The 18,809-nt window shown below is 73.7% G+C and carries 19 protein-coding genes; 13 read left to right on the top strand and 6 right to left on the bottom strand.

Going from position 1 to position 18,809, the window contains the following annotated elements:
• Position 1: 1 nt before the first annotated feature.
• Positions 2–2,872 carry a response regulator gene (locus tag IRQ30_RS17305; protein ID WP_193614220.1) on the bottom strand — a complete coding sequence of 957 codons (2,871 nt, stop codon included), beginning with the start codon at positions 2,870–2,872 and terminating at the stop codon, positions 2–4.
• A gap of 274 nt (positions 2,873–3,146) precedes the next feature.
• On the opposite strand from IRQ30_RS17305, the gene pcaDC reads away from it, so the two are divergent.
• The 4 genes from pcaDC to IRQ30_RS17285 all read left to right on the top strand — a co-directional run bounded on the left by pcaDC (position 3,147) and on the right by IRQ30_RS17285 (position 6,751).
• Positions 3,147–4,349: a bifunctional 3-oxoadipate enol-lactonase/4-carboxymuconolactone decarboxylase PcaDC gene (pcaDC, locus tag IRQ30_RS17300; RefSeq protein WP_193614219.1), complete on the top strand. Its 1,203-nt coding sequence runs from the start codon at positions 3,147–3,149 to the stop codon at positions 4,347–4,349.
• Positions 4,350–4,373: 24 nt separating this feature from the next.
• Entirely contained in the window at positions 4,374–5,192 is an 819-nt protein-coding gene (locus IRQ30_RS17295; protein WP_193614218.1) for an IclR family transcriptional regulator domain-containing protein, read from the top strand.
• Between the two features lie 63 nt (positions 5,193–5,255).
• Positions 5,256–6,437, top strand: a complete 1,182-nt coding sequence (locus tag IRQ30_RS17290; RefSeq protein ID WP_193614217.1) for an acetyl-CoA C-acyltransferase — start codon at positions 5,256–5,258, stop codon at positions 6,435–6,437.
• Positions 6,438–6,484: 47 nt separating this feature from the next.
• Entirely contained in the window at positions 6,485–6,751 is a 267-nt protein-coding gene (locus tag IRQ30_RS17285) for a hypothetical protein (protein WP_193614265.1), read from the top strand.
• Here the strand turns inward: IRQ30_RS17285 and IRQ30_RS17280 are convergent.
• Positions 6,748–7,452 carry a hypothetical protein gene (locus IRQ30_RS17280; RefSeq protein ID WP_193614216.1) on the bottom strand — a complete coding sequence of 235 codons (705 nt, stop codon included), beginning with the start codon at positions 7,450–7,452 and terminating at the stop codon, positions 6,748–6,750. The genes IRQ30_RS17285 and IRQ30_RS17280 overlap by 4 nt on opposite strands.
• On the bottom strand, positions 7,449–7,826 hold the full coding sequence (locus IRQ30_RS17275; RefSeq protein WP_193614215.1) for a nuclear transport factor 2 family protein: 378 nt from the start codon (positions 7,824–7,826) through the stop codon (positions 7,449–7,451). Before IRQ30_RS17275 ends, IRQ30_RS17280 begins: the two co-directional genes overlap by 4 nt.
• Before the next feature lie 70 nt (positions 7,827–7,896).
• Here IRQ30_RS17275 and IRQ30_RS17270 point away from each other — a divergent pair, with 70 nt between their 5' ends.
• Positions 7,897–8,391 carry a GAF domain-containing protein gene (locus tag IRQ30_RS17270; RefSeq protein ID WP_193614214.1) on the top strand — a complete coding sequence of 165 codons (495 nt, stop codon included), beginning with the start codon at positions 7,897–7,899 and terminating at the stop codon, positions 8,389–8,391.
• Between the two features lie 3 nt (positions 8,392–8,394).
• Here IRQ30_RS17270 and IRQ30_RS24270 read toward each other — a convergent pair whose 3' ends face one another.
• The 3 genes from IRQ30_RS24270 to IRQ30_RS17255 are packed head-to-tail and all read right to left on the bottom strand — an operon-like array spanning position 8,395 to position 12,290.
• Positions 8,395–9,450: a dihydrodipicolinate reductase gene (locus IRQ30_RS24270; protein WP_193614213.1), complete on the bottom strand. Its 1,056-nt coding sequence runs from the start codon at positions 9,448–9,450 to the stop codon at positions 8,395–8,397.
• 10 nt (positions 9,451–9,460) lie between these two features.
• Positions 9,461–10,711: a DUF1501 domain-containing protein gene (locus tag IRQ30_RS17260; RefSeq protein ID WP_193614212.1), complete on the bottom strand. Its 1,251-nt coding sequence runs from the start codon at positions 10,709–10,711 to the stop codon at positions 9,461–9,463.
• 7 nt (positions 10,712–10,718) lie between these two features.
• Positions 10,719–12,290, bottom strand: coding sequence for a DUF1800 domain-containing protein (locus IRQ30_RS17255; RefSeq protein ID WP_193614211.1), 1,572 nt, complete (start codon positions 12,288–12,290; stop codon positions 10,719–10,721).
• A 239-nt stretch (positions 12,291–12,529) separates the two neighbouring features.
• Here IRQ30_RS17255 and IRQ30_RS17250 point away from each other — a divergent pair, with 239 nt between their 5' ends.
• The 8 genes from IRQ30_RS17250 (at position 12,530) to IRQ30_RS17215 (ending at position 18,809) form a co-directional block, all read left to right on the top strand.
• On the top strand, positions 12,530–13,879 hold the full coding sequence (locus IRQ30_RS17250; RefSeq protein ID WP_193608188.1) for a CNNM domain-containing protein: 1,350 nt from the start codon (positions 12,530–12,532) through the stop codon (positions 13,877–13,879).
• The gene (locus IRQ30_RS17245) at positions 13,876–15,021 is read left to right on the top strand and encodes a CNNM domain-containing protein (protein WP_193614210.1); all 1,146 of its coding nucleotides are present in this window, start codon (positions 13,876–13,878) and stop codon (positions 15,019–15,021) included. Before IRQ30_RS17250 ends, IRQ30_RS17245 begins: the two co-directional genes overlap by 4 nt.
• A gap of 73 nt (positions 15,022–15,094) precedes the next feature.
• Positions 15,095–15,709 (top strand): cardiolipin synthase ClsA, encoded by a 615-nt coding sequence (gene clsA, locus IRQ30_RS17240; protein WP_193608190.1) that lies wholly within the window; start codon positions 15,095–15,097, stop codon positions 15,707–15,709.
• Positions 15,702–16,586: a DUF881 domain-containing protein gene (locus IRQ30_RS17235; RefSeq protein ID WP_193614209.1), complete on the top strand. Its 885-nt coding sequence runs from the start codon at positions 15,702–15,704 to the stop codon at positions 16,584–16,586. Before clsA ends, IRQ30_RS17235 begins: the two co-directional genes overlap by 8 nt.
• Positions 16,583–16,915 (top strand): DUF1290 domain-containing protein, encoded by a 333-nt coding sequence (locus tag IRQ30_RS17230; protein ID WP_193608192.1) that lies wholly within the window; start codon positions 16,583–16,585, stop codon positions 16,913–16,915. The genes IRQ30_RS17235 and IRQ30_RS17230 overlap by 4 nt, the downstream gene beginning before the upstream one ends.
• On the top strand, positions 16,908–17,687 hold the full coding sequence (locus IRQ30_RS17225) for a DUF881 domain-containing protein (RefSeq protein ID WP_193614208.1): 780 nt from the start codon (positions 16,908–16,910) through the stop codon (positions 17,685–17,687). Before IRQ30_RS17230 ends, IRQ30_RS17225 begins: the two co-directional genes overlap by 8 nt.
• A gap of 64 nt (positions 17,688–17,751) precedes the next feature.
• Positions 17,752–18,138, top strand: coding sequence for a glycine cleavage system protein GcvH (gene gcvH / locus IRQ30_RS17220; protein ID WP_193608194.1), 387 nt, complete (start codon positions 17,752–17,754; stop codon positions 18,136–18,138).
• A 122-nt stretch (positions 18,139–18,260) separates the two neighbouring features.
• Complete coding sequence (locus tag IRQ30_RS17215) at positions 18,261–18,809, top strand: FHA domain-containing protein (protein ID WP_193614207.1); 549 nt, start codon at positions 18,261–18,263, stop codon at positions 18,807–18,809.

Here is an 18,809-nt window from a genome sequence, read left to right as displayed (position 1 = left end):
GTCAGCCGGAGGGGGCCGCCACCCAGCGATCGAGGGCGACGACGACCTCGTCGGGGTGCACCGGCTTGGCGACGTAGTCGTCCATGCCGGCACGCAGGCACCGCTCGCGGTCACCGGCGGTCGCGCTCGCCGTCATCGCGATGACCGGCGTGTGCCGGTCGTCGCCCTCGCGGCGGCGGATCTCGGCGGTGGCCTCGTAGCCGTCCATCTCCGGCATCTGGCAGTCCATGAGCACGGCGTCGAAGGATCTCCGCTCCATCGCGGCCAGGGCCTCCAGCCCGTTGTCGGCCACCTCGGTGGTGTAGCCCAGGTGCTCGAGGATGCCCACGGCGACGAGCTGGTTGGTGAACCCGTCCTCGACGACCAGGACGTGCCCGCGGCCCTCGGGGCGGGCGTCGGTCGTGGGCGCGGCGGGCTCCGCCGGCGGCTCCGGCGCGTGCGTGGCCGCCATCGCCTCCTCCAGCGCCGCCGCCAGGCGTGCGAGCTGCACCGGCTTGGACAGCATCCCGTCGATGCCGGCGGCGGTGACGTCCGCGGTGCTCAGGTCGCCGCCGGAGGTCAGGAGGACCAGGCCGGGGCGCACCGACGCCTCCGCGTGGATCCGCCGGGCCACCTCCAGCCCGTCCATGTCCGGCATGCACAGGTCCAGCACGCACAGCTCGTACGGCGCACCGGTGCGCTCCGCGTCGGCGAGGCGGGCCAGGGCGGTCTCGCCGTCCGCGACGCAGTCGGGGCGCATGCCCCAGGCGCCGAGCTGGTCCTCGAGGATCAGCCGGTTGGTCTGGTTGTCGTCGACGACGAGCACCCGCACCCCCGACAGGCCGCCGGGGCGGGCCGGGGCGCGCAGTGCGGGGTCGTGGGCCCGCTCCAGCGGGAGCGTGAACCAGAAGGTGCTGCCCTCGCCGAGCCGGCTGCGCACGCCCAGCGAGCCGCCCATCGCGGTGACGAGCTGACGGCAGATGGCCAGGCCGAGGCCGGTGCCGCCGTACTTGCGCGTCGTGGAGGAGTCGGCCTGGGAGAAGGGGTCGAAGAGCCGCTCCTGGTCATCCGGCGCGATGCCCACCCCGGTGTCGCTGACCTCGAAGCGGACCACGACCCCCTCGGACGTGGTGTCCTCCAGCTGCGCGCGTACGACGACCTCGCCGTCGGCGGTGAACTTGATGGCGTTGGCGGCGAGGTTGAGCAGCACCTGCCGGATCCGGGCGGGGTCGCCGCGCAGGTGGGGCGGCAGCTCGGGGGAGCAGTAGGCCAGGAGCTCGAGCGACTTGGCGGCGGCGCTCTCGCCGACGAGCTCGGCGGCCTCCTCGACGACCTGGACGAGGTGGAAGTCCAGGGTCTCGAGCTGGAGCTTGCCGGCCTCGACCTTGGAGAAGTCGAGGATGTCGTTGATGAGCGAGAGCAGCGCCTCGCCGGCGCCGCGCACGCCCTCGGCGTACTGGCGCTGGCGCGCGTCCAGCTCGGTGGTGAGCAGGAGGCCGGTCAGGCCGATGACGCCGTTCATCGGGGTGCGGATCTCGTGGCTCATCGTGGCCAGGAACGCCGACTTGGCGCGCGATCCCTCCAGGGCGGCGTCGCGCGAGCTCTCCAGCTCCGCCTCCACGGCCTTGCGGGGGCTGATGTCGGACAGCGCGACCACCACGCCGCCGACGTCCGGGTCGTCCACGAGGTTGACGAGGCGGACCTCGAGCCAGCGGGTCCCTTCGGCGTCGCGGTCGACGCGGGCCTCGGAGGTCAGCGGCTCGCCCGGCTGCTCCAGCGAGGCGAGGAAGAGCTCGGTGAGGGTCTCGGTGTCAGCCGGCAGGAGGTAGCTGGTCCAGTCGAGGTCCGGGGCGATCCGGGGGAGGCCGAGCAGGCGGGGCAGGTGGGGCGAGCTGCGCAGGATCGTGCCGTCCGTGCCGATGACGATGACGGCGTCGGAGCTGTTCTCCGCCAGCCGCTCGTAGTGGCGGCGGCTGCGCCGCACGACCGCCCGGGCGCGTCGCTCCGAGGCGAGCAGCCGCGCGGTGCGGGCGAAGGCGAGCACCAGCAGGGCGGCCATGCCGATCACCGACAGGTACGGCGTGAGGTCGCCGCCGCGCAGGTCGCTCTGGAGCTCCAGCAGGGGCGGCACGGCCAGGGGCAGGATGGCGATGGCGAGGTGCCAGGCCTCGGTGCGGCCGGTGTCGGCGTCCTCGTCCCGGCCGGCCGCCGGGGCCGCGGCGCCGCGCCAGGCGCCGGCGGCCATGAGCAGCCCGCCGAGCATCCAGCCGAGGTCGAGGACCGTGGAGACCGGGGTGGTGAGGGTCAGGAGCAGGTAGCCGAGGTCCGAGCCGAGCCAGCACAGCGCGCCGGCCGCGAAGGTGCGGCCGATGGCCGCGCGGGTGCGGGGGGTCGCCAGCGCGCGCACCACCAGCGCGAGCAGGATCGCGTCGGCGACCGGGTAGGCCCCGAGCACGGCGGTCTCGAACGGCGAGATGCTCTGGTCGGCGACCAGGCTCGAGATCGAGGTGCTCCAGAAGATCAGGACGCTGACGGTGAGGATGCTGAGGGTGTCGAGGACGGCGTCGGCGTCGATGCGCCGCCGTCCCGCCTGCGTGCGCACGAGGGTCACCACGAACATCGCCGCGCCGAGCGCGACGTAGCTGAGGAAGTACGGCACGTCCGCGAGGGAGACGTCCGGCTCGAGGCCCTGCCAGTAGTAGGCGTACCAGGCGACCTCCCCGAGGCCCGACGACGTCAGGCCGGCCGCGATCAGACCGGGGACAAGGCGCGCGCCGCTCGGCGCGCGGAGGAACGCCACGCCGGCGACCACGGCGGCTGCGAGGACCGCGAGCAGGTAGGTCGCGTCGCCGACCGGCCCCGTGGGCACCACGGCGTGGACGGCCAGGAGCACCGCAGCACCCGCCAGGAGGGCGGGGCGTGCTGGTCGAGCGGTCGGCCGTACGTGCTTCAAGCGCACCTCTCGGGTCGTGCAGCGGGCGGGGTGGAGCGTGGTCCCGGCACCGCGCAGACCCATCGTCGCAGGTCGGGGCGCCGAACGTGCTCACCCGCGAGGAGTGGTGCCTCGTGGCGTGCGCCACGGGGTCGGCGGGTGCCCCGGCTGGCGTCGTCCTCGTCCGGCCGGGCACGCTGGTCGACGACGTCCGCACCCGCTCTGGAGGCCTCCGATGATCCCCGCCGTCACCGCCGTCCGCATGAGCGGCGCCCAGCACCGCGCCGACCTGCCGCTGCTGGTGCTCGGCCCGGCGCTCGGGACGTCGGCGAGCGCGCTGTGGACGGAGGCGGCGCGCGGGCTCACCGACGTCTTCGACGTCCTCGCCTGGGACCTGCCGGGCCACGGGCACAACCGCTCGCTGCCCGAGGAGCCGTTCGACGTGGCCGAGCTCGCCGCGGGCGTGCTGTCCGTGGTCGACGAGGTCCTGCTGCAGCGCGACGAGGTCGGCGGCGCGTTCTCCTACGCCGGCACCTCGGTCGGCGGCGCGGTCGGGCTGCAGCTGCTGCTGGACGCCCCGGGGCGGGTTCGCGACGCGGTGCTGCTGGCCACCGGCGCGACCCTGGGCCAGCGGGCCATGTGGGAGGGGCGGATGACGCAGGTGGCCATGTCGGGCACCCAGGTGCTCGTCGCGGGCTCGCCGGACCGGTGGTTCGCGCCGGGCTTCGCCGAGCGCCGCCCCGACGTCGTGGCGCCGCTGGTGAAGGCCCTCGCCGACACCGTCGACGACGCCTACCGCCACGTGTGCGCCGCGGTCGCCGGATTCGACGTCCGGGCGCGGCTGGGCGAGATCGCCGTCCCCGTGCTGGCGGTCGCCGGCGCGGCCGACCACGCGACGCCGGCCGCGCTGCTGGAGGCGGTCGCCGGCGGCGTACGGGAGGGGCGGCTGGTGGTGCTCGACGACGTCGCCCACCTGGCCCCGGCCGAGGCCCCGGAGCAGGTCGCCCGGCTGATCCGCCAGCACGCCCTGGGCGAGGCGCCGCCGGCGTCGTCCGCGCCGGGGGAGCGGTACGAGGCCGGTGCGGCGCTGCGCCGGGAGGTGATGGGCGACGCTCACGTCGACCGCGCGGAGGCCGCGACCACCGACCTCACCCGCGACCTGGAGGCGCTGGCCACCGAGTACGAGTGGGGCGCCGTGTGGAGCCGACCCGGCCTCGACCGGCGCAGCCGCTCCCTGGTGACGCTCACGGCCCTGGTCGCCCGCGGCCACCACGAGGAGCTGGCCGAGCACGTGCGCGCCGCCCTCGGGAACGGCGTGACCGTCGAGGAGCTCCACGAGCTGCTCCTCCAGACCGCCGTCTACTGCGGCCTCCCCGACGCCGCCCGCGCCTCCCGCGTCGTCCAGCGCGTCCTCGACGAGGACGGCCCCGCCTGCTGACCCCGGCGCCCTAGGCTCACGCCCATGACCGAGCGGCCGCCTCCCGGGGAGATGTTCGTGCAGTCGCTGGCCCGGGGGCTCGAGGTGATCACCTCGTTCGACGCCGAGCACACGTCCATGACCCTGAGCGACGTCGCGGGCCGCACCGGTCTCAGCCGCGCGACGGCGCGGCGCTTCCTCCACACCCTGCGCGAGCTCGGCTACGTCCGCCTCGACGGCGCCCGCTTCACGCTCACCCCGCAGGTGCTGCGGCTCGGGACGGCCTACCTCTCCGGGCTCGGCCTGCCCCAGCTCGTGCAGCCCCACCTCGAGCGGCTCACGGCGCTGGTGGGGGAGTCCAGCTCGGGCGCGGTGCTCGACGGCTCCGACATCGTCTACGTCGCTCGCGTGGCGACCCGCCGGATCATGACGGTGGGCATCAGCGTGGGCACCCGCTTCCCGGCGTACGCCACCTCCATGGGGCGGGTGCTCCTCGCCGACCTCCCCCCGGACGCCCTCGACGACCACCTCGCCGCCACGCCCCTCGTGGCGATCACCGAGCACACCCTGCGCGAGCCCGCCGCGCTGCGCGCCGAGCTGGCCCGCGTGCGCGAGCGCGGCTGGGCCGTGGTGGACCAGGAGCTCGAGGCCGGTCTCTGCTCGGTCGCCGCGCCTGTGCGCGACTCCTCCGGGGCCGTCGTCGCGGCCATCAACATCTCCACCTCGAGCCGTGGTCCCGGCGGTCTCCCCGAGGCGTACGTCGGCCATGTCGTCGACGCCGCCCGGGCCGTCTCCGCGGACCTCGCCCATGCGGCCCCGGACGCGCCCGGCGGGCTGACGGCGCGCAGCGACGACGCGACCTAGGATGTTCGTGACGCGGACACCCGTTCGCCCACCGAACATCTCCCTCTCAGCAGCAGGAGCACCGTGACCTCGTCCTACCTCTACGCCGCCGCCCGCACTCCGTTCGGTCGCTTCGGCGGCGCGCTGGCCGAGGTCCGTCCCGACGACCTCGCGGCGGTGGCGCTGAGCGGCGTGCTCACCAAGGCGCCGGGCCTCGACCCCGCCGCGATCGAGGAGGTCGTGTGGGGCAACGCCAACGGGGCGGGGGAGGACAACCGCAACGTCGGCCGGATGGCGGTGCTGCTGGCCGGTCTGCCGACCTCGGTCCCGGCGAGCACCGTCAACCGCCTGTGCGGCTCCTCCCTGGACGCCGCGATGGCCGCCTCGCGCCAGGTCGAGTCGGGCGACGCCGAGGTGGTCGTGGCCGGCGGCGTCGAGTCGATGACCCGCGCCCCGTGGGTGCTGCCGAAGCCCTCGCGGGCCTACCCCGCCGGCAACGTCACGGCCGTCTCCACCACCCTGGGCTGGCGCCTGGTCAACGAGCGGATGCCCGCCGAGTGGACCGTCTCGCTCGGCGAGGCCAACGAGCAGCTCGCCGACCGGTTCGGCATCGGGCGGGAGCGCCAGGACGAGTTCGCCGCGCTGTCGCACCGGCTGGCCGACGAGGCCTGGGCGTCCGGCTTCTACGACGACCTCGTCGTGCCCGTGCCCGGCGTCGACCTCGTCCGCGACGAGGGCATCCGGCCCGGCTCCAGCGCCGGCAGGCTGGCCGGCCTCAAGCCGTCGTTCCGCCCCGACGGCACCATCACCGCCGGGAACGCCTCCCCGCTCAACGACGGCGCCTCGGCCCTGCTCATCGGCTCCGAGGCGGCCGCGGGCGCCATCGGCCGCGACCCTCTGGCCCGCATCGCCGGACGCGGCGCCCACGCCCTCGACCCGCAGCTGTTCGGGTTCGCGCCGGTCGAGGCCGCCGACAAGGCGCTCGCGCGCGCCGGCATCACCTGGGACGACGTCGCGGCCGTCGAGCTCAACGAGGCCTTCGCCGTGCAGTCGCTGGCGTGCGTCGACGCCTGGAAGGTCGACCCCGCCCTGGTCAACGCCAAGGGCGGCGCGATCGCGATCGGCCACCCGCTCGGCGCCTCGGGCGGGCGGATCCTCGGCACCCTCGCCCACCGCCTGCGCGAGTCCGGCGACCGCTGGGGCGTCGCGGCCATCTGCATCGGGGTCGGGCAGGCCCTCGCGGTCGTCCTGGAGAACCAGTCGTGACTCCGGGCCCCGGCACCGGCCGGCGGCCCGGGGAGTAGGTTCGCCCCATGAGTGAGTCCGCCGCCGACGAGTCCCGCATCGACACCCGCGCCGAGCTGCTCCCCGAGGAGCTGGACGCCGGAAGCGACGACCCGCACGCGCAGGCCGAGGCGATCCTCGCCGAGTCCGACGAGCGCACCAACGCGCCCGAGGAGACCCGTCACGACTCGGTGCAGACCCCCGACGAGCCGGAGGCCACCCCGGGCCACCAGGCCGCGGCGGCCGCCGAGGCTGAGCAGTCGGGGCAGTCGGGGCGGTCGGAGCAGGACTCCTAGCCGGGAGTCGCGAAGAAGTACGTCGTCAGCGTGTAGCCGGCCGCCGTGAGCAGCTCGGCCAGCGCCTGGTCGGCGGGCCTCTGCGTGACCACCGAGACGCGCGCGCCGCGACGGGCCGCCGACTGCTCGGCCGTGCGCAGGCCGTCCACGGACTCCAGCGACGTCACCAGCAGCACCGGCCCGCCCGGGTCGTAGACCGGGGGCGAGGGCACCAGCTGTGCCTCGGCGCCCTCGACGCTGAGGCGGTGCTCCTCGGAGACCACGTTGAGTCCCGTGCCCGGCTCCAGGTCGCGGTGCCACCAGATCTCCGCCGCCTCCAGGCCGAGGTCGAGCGCGGCGTCGAGACGCTCGGTCTCCCACGCCGGCACCACGAACCGCACCGGCGACAGCTCGGTGGCCCGGCTCAGCAGCGCGACGCCCTCGGTGGCCCAGTGCTCCGCGGGCTCGACGACCATGTCATCGACCAGCAGGTAGGCGCCGGGGTGCATCGCCACGAGGTAGCCGTGCTCGCTGCGCAGGCTCAGCGTGGCGGAGTCGTCGATGAGGTGCGAGAGGAAGGCGCGGTGCCGGTCGACCGCGTCGGCGGCCGGTCGCCAGAAGCGCGGGGCGTGCGGCGCGAGCCGCTCCCGGCGCACCCGGGTGCGCTCGACCGCCCAGTCGAGGTCGTCCTGGGTGAGGGGTCGTACGTCGTGGGAGCTCACGTCTCGACGACGAGGTCCTCGTCGGACCAGAAGGCGCGCATGCTGAGGATCTTGCCAGCGTCGTCGAAGGTCATGACCTCCAGGGGCGCCATCCGGTACTCCATCCCGCCGGCCTCGGTGACGATCTCGAAGTGGAACGCCGCCTGGCCGGCGCACGCGCGCAGCGTGACCAGGCTCGTGGTGATCGTCAGGCCCTCGAGGCCGGCGTAGAAGCCGCGCAGCGCCTCGGTCCCGCGGAGCACGTCGCTGCCGACCGGGTCCTCGAGGGTCGCGTCCTCGGCGAACAGCGCCACGATCTCCACCGCGGTGCCGGTGGCGACCAGGTCGAGGTACTGGCGGACCGTCGAGCGGATGTCTTCGTTGGAGGCGACCACGGGTCTTTTATAACAGGTTCTAGTTCGTGGCCGACGCGCGTCGCGGCCCGCGCGCCCTAGGGTCGGCGCCATGGACGTGCCCCGTGATGTGCCCCGTGATGTGCCCCGTGATGTGCCCGGTGTGTACCGCGCGCCGCTGCGCTCACGGCGCGACGACGTCGACCACGACGCGGCGGTCGAGCGGGCGCTGTCCCGGGGGCTGTGCGGCGTCGGCGGCCTGCTCCACGACCGGCCCCGGAGCCTGGCCGAGGCCCTGGCCGCGACCGAGGAGCTGCACGGCGACCGGGTCGCCCGCCGGCTCGAGCGCTTCGCCGCCGTGCCCGACGGCGCGCAGGTGTGGACCCGCACCCCCGGCGGCCCGTTCCACCGCGGCTGGCTCACCGGCCCCTGGTCCTACGACGACAGCGGGGCCGCCGCGGCGCTCGATCTGGTGCACGTGCGCCCGTGCGCCTGGGACCCCGACCCCTGGGACGAGCACCGGCTCCCGGCCGCCGTGGCCCACACCTTCCGCCGGGGTGGCCGCAACTTCCAGCGGATCCGCGCGGCGGCGTACCAGCCGCGCTGACGCCTACGCCAGGTCGGGGTGCGCGCGCCCGGCGACGAGCGGCAGGTCGACGTAGGTGCGGACGCCGGGCGGTGCGGCGACGACGTAGGGGACCGAGTTGACGCAGTGCATCGCGGTGACGACGATCCCCGGGTTGCGCACGAGGCCCTCCGCCACGGTGTCGGGCTGCCAGCCCTTGATCGTCACGAAGGTGTCGGGATCGCCCTTCACCTCGACCTCGAAGCGCTCTCCCTCCGGGCCGAAGTCCCAGGCCGGGTCGAGGTGCTCCTCGCCCATGAGCCAGTTGACCGCCACCCGCACCACCACCTGGTCGCGCACGACCGCCTCCCACACGAAGCGCTGGCCGGCCACCCGCCCGGGCTCGATCACGCCGATCGGTGAGTCGATGGGCGCGGTCGCGACCGCGAGGTCGAGGGTGGAGCGCACCTCGGCGTCGGGGGAGAAGCCGAGCACGTCGAGGCACATCCGCACCGAGCGCACGAAGCCCGCCGAGAGCAGCTCGAGCATCGGCCCGGAGCGCGCCTCCTCGGGGGTGCCGCCGAAGCACATGACGTGACGCACGACGTCGGGCGCGTTGTAGGTGCGGATGTCGGAGTACTCCTCGCCGCGCACGTAGGTCACCGCCGACGACAGCGACGAGAACATCAGCGGGTGCAGGTCGGGCACGCCGCCGGGGTTGACCCCGGTCCCGTGCACGCTGACGCCGCCGGCCCGGCACGCCTCCTCGAGGACCGCCCGCTGCCGCTCGCCGGGGTAGATCCACCCCACCGGCGTCACGACGTTCTTGCCCGAGCGCAGCAGCGCCGTCACCTCGTCGGCGACGCCCACGAGCGGGGTGTAGATGACGCAGTCGGCGTCCAGCGCGAGGATCTCGTCGACGTCCGTGGTGGCCGCCACCCCCAGCGGCTCCGCGCCGATGATCGTGCCGACGTCGACGCCGTGCTTGTCCTCGGAGTGCACGTAGCAGCCGACGAGCTCGAGCTCCGGGTGGCGCAGCACGCCCTCGATCGCGGCGCGGCCGACGCCGCCGGTGGCCCACTGGACGACGCGTACGGCCACGGCGGAGCTCCTAGGTCGAGGACATGAGACCGACGGGCGACGGGGTGAAGCCCGGGAAGACCGTAGCGGTCGAGGCGCGGAAGCGGGCCGAGACGACCTCGGAGAGCACGCTGCGGTAGTCGGTGGTGACGCGCAGGTCGGCGTCGTCGGCGAGGGTGAGGCCCGGCCAGGTGCCGTAGACCTTGCCGCCCTTGACCCCGGCGCCGGCCACGAGCATCACGTTGCCGTAGCCGTGGTCCAGGCCGTAGTTGTCGTTCTCCACGGTGCGCCGCCCGAACTCGCTGAGCACCACCAGCGTGACCTTGCCGGCCTGGGTGCCGAGGTCGGCCAGGAACGCCGCCATGGAGCGGGCGAGGTCGTCGGTGTTCCTGATCATCCGGCCCCAGTCGAGCGTGCCGAGGTCGCTGTGCATGTCCCAGTCGCCCTGGTCGACGGTGAGCACCTCGACCCCGACGTCGCCGCGGATGATCCGCGCGACCGAGGCGAGTGCCCTGCCGAGGTCGCTCGACGGGTACGACGCGCTGTGGTCGGCCGCCCGCAGGACCGGCTGGAAGGCGCCGAGCGCGCCGAACGTCGAGCGCATGGCCGTGCCGAGAGGCGTGCGGTTGCCGTCCCACATCGTGTGCAGCGAGCGCTTGCGCCCGTCGCGCACGACCCACTTGTCGTCGCCGGGGATGGTCATGTCCTGGACGGACTCCGCCGACATCACCGGCTCGCTGCCGAACAGCGACCCCGGCACGACGCCGGTGCCGACGCTGAAGCCCTGCAGCGGCGAGGACCCGGGTCGGGCGCCGACCAGCCGGTTGAGCCAGCCGCGCCGCTTGGCCGAGCCGGGGTCGGCGTCCTCGACCTCCTCCATCGCGGCGAAGTGCGAGCGGTTGGGCGCGGGCAGCCCGGTGGCGTGCACGGCGGAGAGGCGTCCGGAGGTCCACAGCGGCAGGAGCGGGGCCAGCTTGGGGTGCAGGCCGAACATCGCGTCGGGCGCGAGCAGCTGGCCCTTCGGGATCGCGAGCCGCGGGCGGGCCTGGTAGTAGACCGGGTCGCCGTGCGGCACGACCAGCGACAGGCCGTCGGCGGCCCCGCGCAGGGAGAGCACCACCAGCACGGAGGACGCGGAGGCGGCGGAGGCGGGTGCGGCGGTCACGACCGCCGACCCGACGGCGGTCGTGGCGCCGGCCAGCGCGACGGCGCCGGTGAGCAGCCCACGCCGCGAGATCGCGCGGAACTCGTCGCAGCAGTCGGTCTCGGTGGGCAGGGTCATCGGGCCGTCACTTCGTGAGGTGGTGGGGGGAGTCGAGCAGCGTGGTCAGCAGCCGCGGCATGTTCCACCGGACCAGCCCGTGCCGCGCGGTGATGACCTCGCGGCGCGACAGGCCGACGGCCTCGCAGCACGCCTTGAGCAGCAGCGCGTCGGAGCGTCGCCCGAGCAGCTGCTGGGCGAGGTGGTCGACCAGGAAGTCGAAGCGGACCCGCCGGCGCGGCAGCCACTGCGCCGGGCGCCGGTAGGTCGCGCCCGTCTTGGGCCACCACCCGCCGCTCAGCGTGTAGTGCAGCTCCAGCGACGCGATCATCCGGGCGGGTGAGGACCAGGAGTCGTTGTCGGCCGGCTGCCCGTCGGGGCGGGGCCAGGCGAGCGGCAGCGCGCCCAGGGCGGAGGCCTGCCAGAGCATGGCGTTGGCGGCGTACTGCTCGGCCCTGGCGCCGGTCGGCCGGGCGACGGCCACGCGCAGGGCTCGGTAGGTGGACACGACGTCCTCGCCGGGGTCCTTGACCTTGAGCCCCGCTGACGCGCGGAACGTCGGGTGGGCCACCAGCGCTCGCAGGACCGGCTTGATGGCGGTGCCGTTCGCGAGGTAGACGCGGGCGAGGTGGTCGACGAGCGCCTGGGGCGGGTCGTCGCGCACGAACTTGGTGGCCAGCTTGCGGGCGATCCGCTGGGCGGTGGCCGGGTGGTGGGCGAGGTAGCGCAGGTAGCGGCGCGTGAGCTCGCGCCCGTCGGCGGCGGCGTTGGGGTCGCTGAACCCCAGCACCCGCACCGGCCCGGTCCAGTGGTTCTCGGGTCGGTACGACGGCGCCCAGGTGCGCCACAGGTCGACCATCCACCCCGTGAGGATGCGCGCGGAGGCCTTCACGTCGTCCTCGGTGAAGGCGCCGCGGCCGACGGTGTGCAGTTCGAGCAGCTCGCGGCCGAGGTTCTCGTTGGGTCGGCGCTTCGTCGACACGGCCTGGTTGAGGTAGACGAGCATCGCGGGGTGGGTGATGCTCTCGTGGAGCAGCTGCTCGAAGGTGCCGAGCGCGTGGCGGCGCACGGTGTCGCCGTAGGAGACCCGGTGCGTGAACTGCGCGTCGCCGTTGACCGGGACGTGCAGGTGGTTCTCCCAGAACTCCGTCATCACCTCCAGCACCTGCCGCGAGCTGTGCATCCGGCGCAGCAGGACGTAGCGCTGGTAGTCGGCCATCACCTCCCAGCCGCCCTCGACGTCGTCGACCTGCCGGGTCCACAGCTCCTGTGCCGGCCGGTTGAGGCCCGACCACCACGTGCGCAGCCCGGCCGACCCGTCGGCGATGCGCTCGGGCGCGAGCTGCCGCTCGAACCACCGCGCGCCGCCGCGCTGGCGGTGGACGGTCGCGGTGAGCGCCGGCGTGACGCCGTAGGAGAACCGGCCGACCAGGTGGCGGTCGGCGGGGGAGAGCAGCCGCGCCCCGCGGTAGCGCGCCGGCGTCCAGGGGCCGGCGTGCGCCGGGGCGGCACCGGTCACGCCGGCCACGCCCGCGAGCCCGGCCGCGCCGGCTCCGCCGAGGAGTGCGCGCCGCGTGGGCGTGGGGGGAGAGGTGCTCATCGTGGCTCCGTGGGGTTCCCTGACCGAGGATCGGGACGCCCCAGGGTACGACGTCCGCGGGGTCCGTGGGGCCGGAGAGACGCACGAGTCTCCGGCAGGGACCCTCGGCCGCCGATCGCGGTCCCGTCGGCCCGTGCGTCTAGGATTGTCGGCTCACCGGCACCCGACCCGTAAGGACCGCCAGCACCCGCCATGGACGGCTCTCAAAGTAGCCCGCTCTCCCCCCGAGGAGAGCGCCCGTGACCCCCCTCCTCCTGCTCCTCGCGGCGCTGCTGCTGATCGCGATGTGCGGCATCTTCGTGGCGGCCGAGTTCGCGTTCGTCACCGTCGACCGCGGCCAGGTCGAGCGCCTCGCCGCCGAGGGCGACGCCTCCGCGCAAGGCCTGCTCGCCGGGCTGCGGTCGCTCTCGACGCAGCTCTCGGGCGCGCAGGTCGGCATCACCGTGACCAACCTCGGCGTCGGCTTCCTCGCGGAGCCGGCCATCGCCGAGCTGATCGACGACCCGCTCGCCGCGCTCGGGATCCCCGAGGGCGTGGTGCGTCCGCTCGCGATCGGCATCGGCCTGGTCGTCGGCACCGTGCTGACCATGATCTTCGGCGAGCTGGTCCCCAAGAACCTCGCCATCGCGCTGCCCCTGGCCACCGCCCGGGCCACGCAGCTGCCGATGCGGTGGTGGACCGCGGTCAACCACTACCCGATCAAGTTCCTCAACGGCTCGGCCAACGCCGTCGTGCGCCGCCTGGGCATGGAGCCGCAGGAGGAGCTGCGCTCGGCGCGCAGCTCCACCGAGCTGGCCTCGCTGATCCAGCGCTCCGCCGACATCGGCACCCTCGACGCCGACACCGCCGAGCTGATGGAGCGCTCGGTGTCCTTCGGCACCCGCAGCGCCGGCGAGATCATGACCCCGCGGGTGCGCACCCGCTCGCTCGAGGCCAACGACCGCGCCAGCGCCGTGATCGAGCTGACCCGTCAGACCGGGCACAGCCGCTTCCCGGTGCTCGACCACGAGGACGTCGTGGTCGGCACGGTGCACGTCAAGAACGCCGTCGCGCTGCCGCTGCACGAGCGCTCGACCACCAAGGTCAAGCACCTCATGGCCAAGCCGATCGTCGTGCCCGACTCGCTGCGCCTCGACCCGCTGCTGGCGCTGCTGCGCGAGGACGGCTTCCAGATGGCCGTGGTGCTCGACGAGTACGGCGGCCACGCCGGCATCGTGACCCTCGAGGACGTCGTCGAGGAGATCGTCGGCGACATCGCCGACGAGCACGACCGCCTCGGCGCCCGCGCGCGCCAGCGTCGCGACGGCAGCTGGTCGCTGTCGGGGCTCCTGCGCCCCGACGAGGTCGAGGACCTGACGTCGATCGCCCTGCCCGAGGACGAGGACTACGACACGATCGCCGGACTGGTGCTCAAGGTGGTGGGCCGGGTGCCCGAGACCGGCGACATCGCCGAGGTGCCGGTGCCCGACCTGAGCGACCCCGACGAGCCGCGCGAGCAGCTCGCCATCCTGACCGTGGAGCACATGGACGGGCTGCGCATCGACCGCGTCGGCCTGCGCCTGCTCGAGGGAGAGGGGGAGGAGTCGTGAGCGACACCGCGGCCCTGCTGGTCGCCGTCCTGCTGCTCGTGCTCAACGCCTTCTTCGTCGGCGCCGAGTTCGCGATCATCTCGGCCCGCCGCACCCAGATCGAGCCGCGCGCGCAGGCCGGGTCGCGCATGGCCCGCACCACCCTGCGCGCCATGGAGAACGTCTCCCTGATGATGGCCGGCGCCCAGCTCGGCATCACGATCTGCTCGCTGGGGCTCGGTGCCATCGGCGAGCCCGCCGTGGCCCACCTGTTGGAGCCGCTCTTCCACGCCGTCGGCGTGCCCGACGACTTCCTCCACCCGGTGGCGTTCGTCATCGCGCTGCTGATCGTGGTCTTCCTGCACGTCGTGCTCGGCGAGATGGTCCCGAAGAACATCGCGCTGGCCGGTCCCGACCGGGCCGCGCTCGTCCTCGGACCGCCGCTCGTCGGCATCGTGACCGTCCTGCGCCCGCTCATCGTCGGGCTCAATTGGATCGCCAACACGGCGCTGCGGCTGATCCACGTCGAGCCGCGCGACGAGGTGACCTCGACGTTCACGCGCGAGGAGGTGGCCGCGCTGGTCGAGGAGTCCCGCGGGGAGGGACTGCTCGCCGACGAGGAGTACGACCGGCTCTCGGGCGCGCTGGGCTTCACCGAGAAGACCGTCGCCACGGTCGTGCTGGCGTCCGACACGCTCACCACGGTGCTGCGCGGCTCCAGCCCGGCCGACGTCGAGGCCTTGTGCGCCACCACGGGCTTCAGCCGCTTCCCGGTGGCCGACGCCTCCGGCGAGCTCGTCGGCTACCTCCACATCAAGGACGTGCTCGAGCCCGACGAGGAGCGTCGCGAGCAGCCGATCCAGGACAAGTGGATCCGACCGTTCGCGCCGGTCACCGCCGACGACCAGCTCCAGGAGGCGCTGGAGACGCTGCAGCGCCGCGGGGCCCACATGGCCCGCGTCGTCGACGCCGACGGCACGACGCTGGGGCTCGCGACGCTGGAGGACGTGATCGAGGAGCTGGTCGGCGAGATCCGCGACGCCGCCCACCACGACGCGCCCCACGACGCGCCCCACGACGCTGGGGCCGACACCGGGACCGACACCGGGACCGACGCGCCCCGCGCGGGGGTCCTCGAGGCGGCTCGCGGGGACGACGCCTGACCCTCCCCGACTCGGGGCCTCCCGGCCGCTAAAGTGTCGTCCACAGGCTCGGAGCAGCACCTCAACACCCGGAATGCAGGCATCAGTGGCGGACGACTCGGCGCGCGAGGACCGCGTCTGGACGGTTCCCAACCTGCTGAGCGCGCTCCGGCTCGCGGGCGTGCCGGTGTTCCTGTGGCTGGTGCTGGGCCCGGAGGAGGACGGCTGGGCGCTCGCCCTGCTGATGGTCTCCGGCTTCACCGACTTCCTCGACGGCTGGCTGGCCCGCCGCTGGAACCAGCAGTCGCTGGTCGGCCAGATCCTGGACCCGGTCGCCGACCGGCTCTACATCCTGGCCGTCGTCGTCGGCCTCGCGCTGCGCGACGTCATCCCGTGGTGGATGGCGGTGTCGCTGCCGCTGCGCGACGCCCTGATGTGGGGGCTCGTGCCGCTGCTGCGCACCCGCGGCTACAGCGCGCTGCCCGTGCACTTCCTCGGCAAGGCGGCGACGTTCAACCTGCTCTACGCCTTCCCGCTGCTCCTGCTCGGTGACGGCGAGGGCACCCTCGCCCTGCTCGCCCGGGTCTTCGGCTGGGCCTTCGCGTTCTGGGGGATCGGCCTGTACTGGTGGGCGGGCGTCCTCTACGCCTGGCAGGTGCGCAAGCTCCTGATGACGACCGAGCGACGCGTGGCAGTGCGCGATGCCTGACTCCCCGGACCTGCCGCCGCGGGTCACCCTGCCGCTGCTGGACCTGATCCAGCGCCAGTCGCTCGACGAGGACTACCTGATCGCGGCCGAGCGCCGCGCCGTCCGCACTGCCGCCGGCGAGCCGGAGTCGCCCCGCACAGGTGGCCACCCGCGTCGGGTCGCCGCCGTGGCGGTCGCGGTCTTCGGCGTGATGGCCGCGACCGCGGCGGTGCAGACCCAGCGCAACGCGGAGGTGCGCGACGAGGGCCGCGCCAGCCTGGTGGCCCGCATCGACGACCAGAGCGCCCGGCTCTCCCGCCTCCAGGAGCGCATCGCCGTGCTGCGCGAGGAGAACGCCGACGCCGAGGGCCGCGTGCGTCGCCTCAACGAGGGGGAGCAGGGCCTCACCCCCCGGCTGCGCCGCCTCGGGGTGCGCACCGGCTTCACCCCCACCCGGGGCGAGGGCATCCGGGTCACCGTCAAGGACGCCACCTCCGGCGACCTCGACGGCACCGTCCGCGACGAGGACCTCGCGCTGCTGGCCGACGGGCTGTGGGCCGCGGGCGCCGAGGCCATCGCCATCAACGGCCAGCGGCTCACGGCGCTGAGCGCGATCCGCACCTCGGGCGTCCCCATCGAGGTCAACGGGGTCGGCATCGCCTCGCCCTACACGGTGTTCGCGATCGGCGACCGGGCCACGATGCAGGCGGCGCTGATGGACAGCAGCAGCGGGATCGCCTTCGACGGCCTGTCGCGGCGCTTCGGCTTCACCTACGAGCTGCAGAATGAGGACCAGATGTCCCTGCCCGCCGGCCCGCGGTCGTTCCTGCTGCTCCGCTCCGCGGAGCAGGGAACCTCCGACGAGCAGGTCCCGCCCAAGCTGGAGGAGCCGCTGTGATCGCCGTACTCGGCCTGGCCGTCGGTGTCCTGCTCGGCATCTTCCTCAAGCCCGACGTGCCGCTGGGGCTCGAGCAGTACCTGCCGATCGCCGTGGTCGCCGCCCTGGACGCGGTCTTCGGCGGCCTGCGCGCCTACCTCGACGGGATCTTCGACGACAAGGTCTTCGTCGTGTCCTTCCTCAGCAACGTGGTGATCGCCGCCGGGATCGTCTACGTCGGCGACAAGCTCGGCGTCGGCGGCCAGCTCTCGACCGGCGTCATCGTCGTGCTCGGGATCCGGATCTTCTCCAACGTCGCCGCGATCCGCCGGCACCTCTTCCATGCCTGAGCCCGAGCGCCCCTCCGAGCCGCCGAGGCCGGCCGGGCCGCCGACCTCGCCGCCGACGGGCCGCGAGCGCCTGCGGCGGGCGCTCACGACGGCCTCGCGGCGCCAGCTCGTGGTGGCGGTGCTGCTGGGTCTCGTCGGCTTCGCGGTCGTCACCCAGGTGCGCACCAACGACGACCGCGACGACTACTCCACGCTGCGCCAGCAGGACCTCATCGACGTGCTCGACGGCCTCTTCGGCACCACCCAGCGCACCGAGGCCCAGATCTCGCGCCTGGAGGCGACCCGCGAGGACCTGCAGTCCGAGACGAGCCGGCGACAGGCGGCGCTGGAGCAGGCCGAGACCGAGGTCGACACGCTCTCGATCCTCGCCGGGCTGGTCCCCGTCACCGGTCCCGGCATCCGGATCACCGTCACCGAGGTCGACGGCGAGGTGAAGGTGGCCTCCCTCATCGACACCATCCAGGAGCTGCGCACGGTCGGCGCCGAGGCCATGCAGGTCAACGGCGAGGTGCGGGTGATCGCGCAGACCTCGTTCACCGACGTGACGGACGCGATCGCCATCGACGGGGTCACGGTGGAGTCGCCGTACGTCATCGACGTGATCGGCGACCCCGACGTCCTGGCCGGCGCCATCAGCTTCCCGCTCGGGCCCCGCGCCAAGCTGCTCGCCGACGGTGCGGAGCTGAAGGTGGAGAAGCTCGCCTCGCTCGACATCGAGGCCGTCGTCGAGCCGCAGCAGCCTGAGTACGCCCAGCCCGACAACGGGCAGTAGCCTTCACGGGCCAAGGCTGTTCCCGCACGAGCGCGGCTCGGCGTCGACCTGAGGAGATCTCGCTTTGTACCCCGATGACCTGAAGTACACCGTCGAGCACGAGTGGGTCCGCTCGCCCGGCGAGCACGAGGGCTCCGTGCGGGTCGGGATCACCGACTTCGCCCAGGACGCCCTCGGCGACATCGTCTACGTCTCCCTGCCCGAGGTCGGCGACACCATCGAGTCCGGCAGCACCTGTGGCGAGCTCGAGTCGACCAAGTCGGTCAGCGACATCTACGCGCCGGTGACCGGTGAGGTCGTGGCCCGCAACGAGTCGCTCGACGCCACCCCCGAGCTGGTCAACAGCGACCCGTACGCCGGCGGCTGGCTCTTCGAGGTGGTCGTGTCCGACCCCTCGCAGCTCGACGACCTGCTCGAGGTCGACGCCTACGTCGCGACCCTCGACGGCTGACCGACCACGGTGGTGCGGATCCTGTTGATCCACGCACCGTGACTGATAGGTTCGACGAAACCGTCACCCTCAGCCCTGCCTTGAGGGTTCTGCCGGGTGGACCCTGACCGGAGGATGATCCGATGCCGTTCTGCACCGCGTGTGGCACGCAGAACCCCGACGACGCGCGCTTCTGCGCGCAGTGTGGCACCCGCCTGGTGCGCGTCGACGACTCCGGGGGCATCTCGACCGACTCGTTCCCGGGTCCGGGCGACTCGGTCGGCGAGTCCACCGCCACGATCCAGATCGGCTCCGCGGGTGACCGCGTCGAGACCTCCGACCGCCAGCTCAACGCCGTCGACGCGGCCGCCGTCGACGCGCTGCCGACCGGCCACGCGCTGCTCGTGGTGCAGAAGGGCCCCGGGTCGGGCAGCCGCTTCCTGCTCGACGCCGACGTCATCAACGCCGGGCGGCACCCGGACAGCGAGATCTTCCTCGACGACGTGACGGTCTCGCGGCACCACGCGGTGTTCGAGCGGTCCTCCGAGGGGTTCACGGTGAGCGACGCGGGCAGCCTCAACGGCACCTACGTCAACCGGGACCGCATCGAGAAGGTGCTGCTCAACGACGGCGACGAGGTCCAGATCGGCAAGTACCGGCTCGTCTTCTTCTCCGGTCACGAGAGCATCTGA

It is taken from the genome of Nocardioides lijunqiniae, assembly GCF_015024225.1.
Classification (GTDB): domain Bacteria; phylum Actinomycetota; class Actinomycetes; order Propionibacteriales; family Nocardioidaceae; genus Nocardioides; species Nocardioides lijunqiniae.
This window is presented reverse-complemented; position numbering and strand designations above follow the sequence as displayed.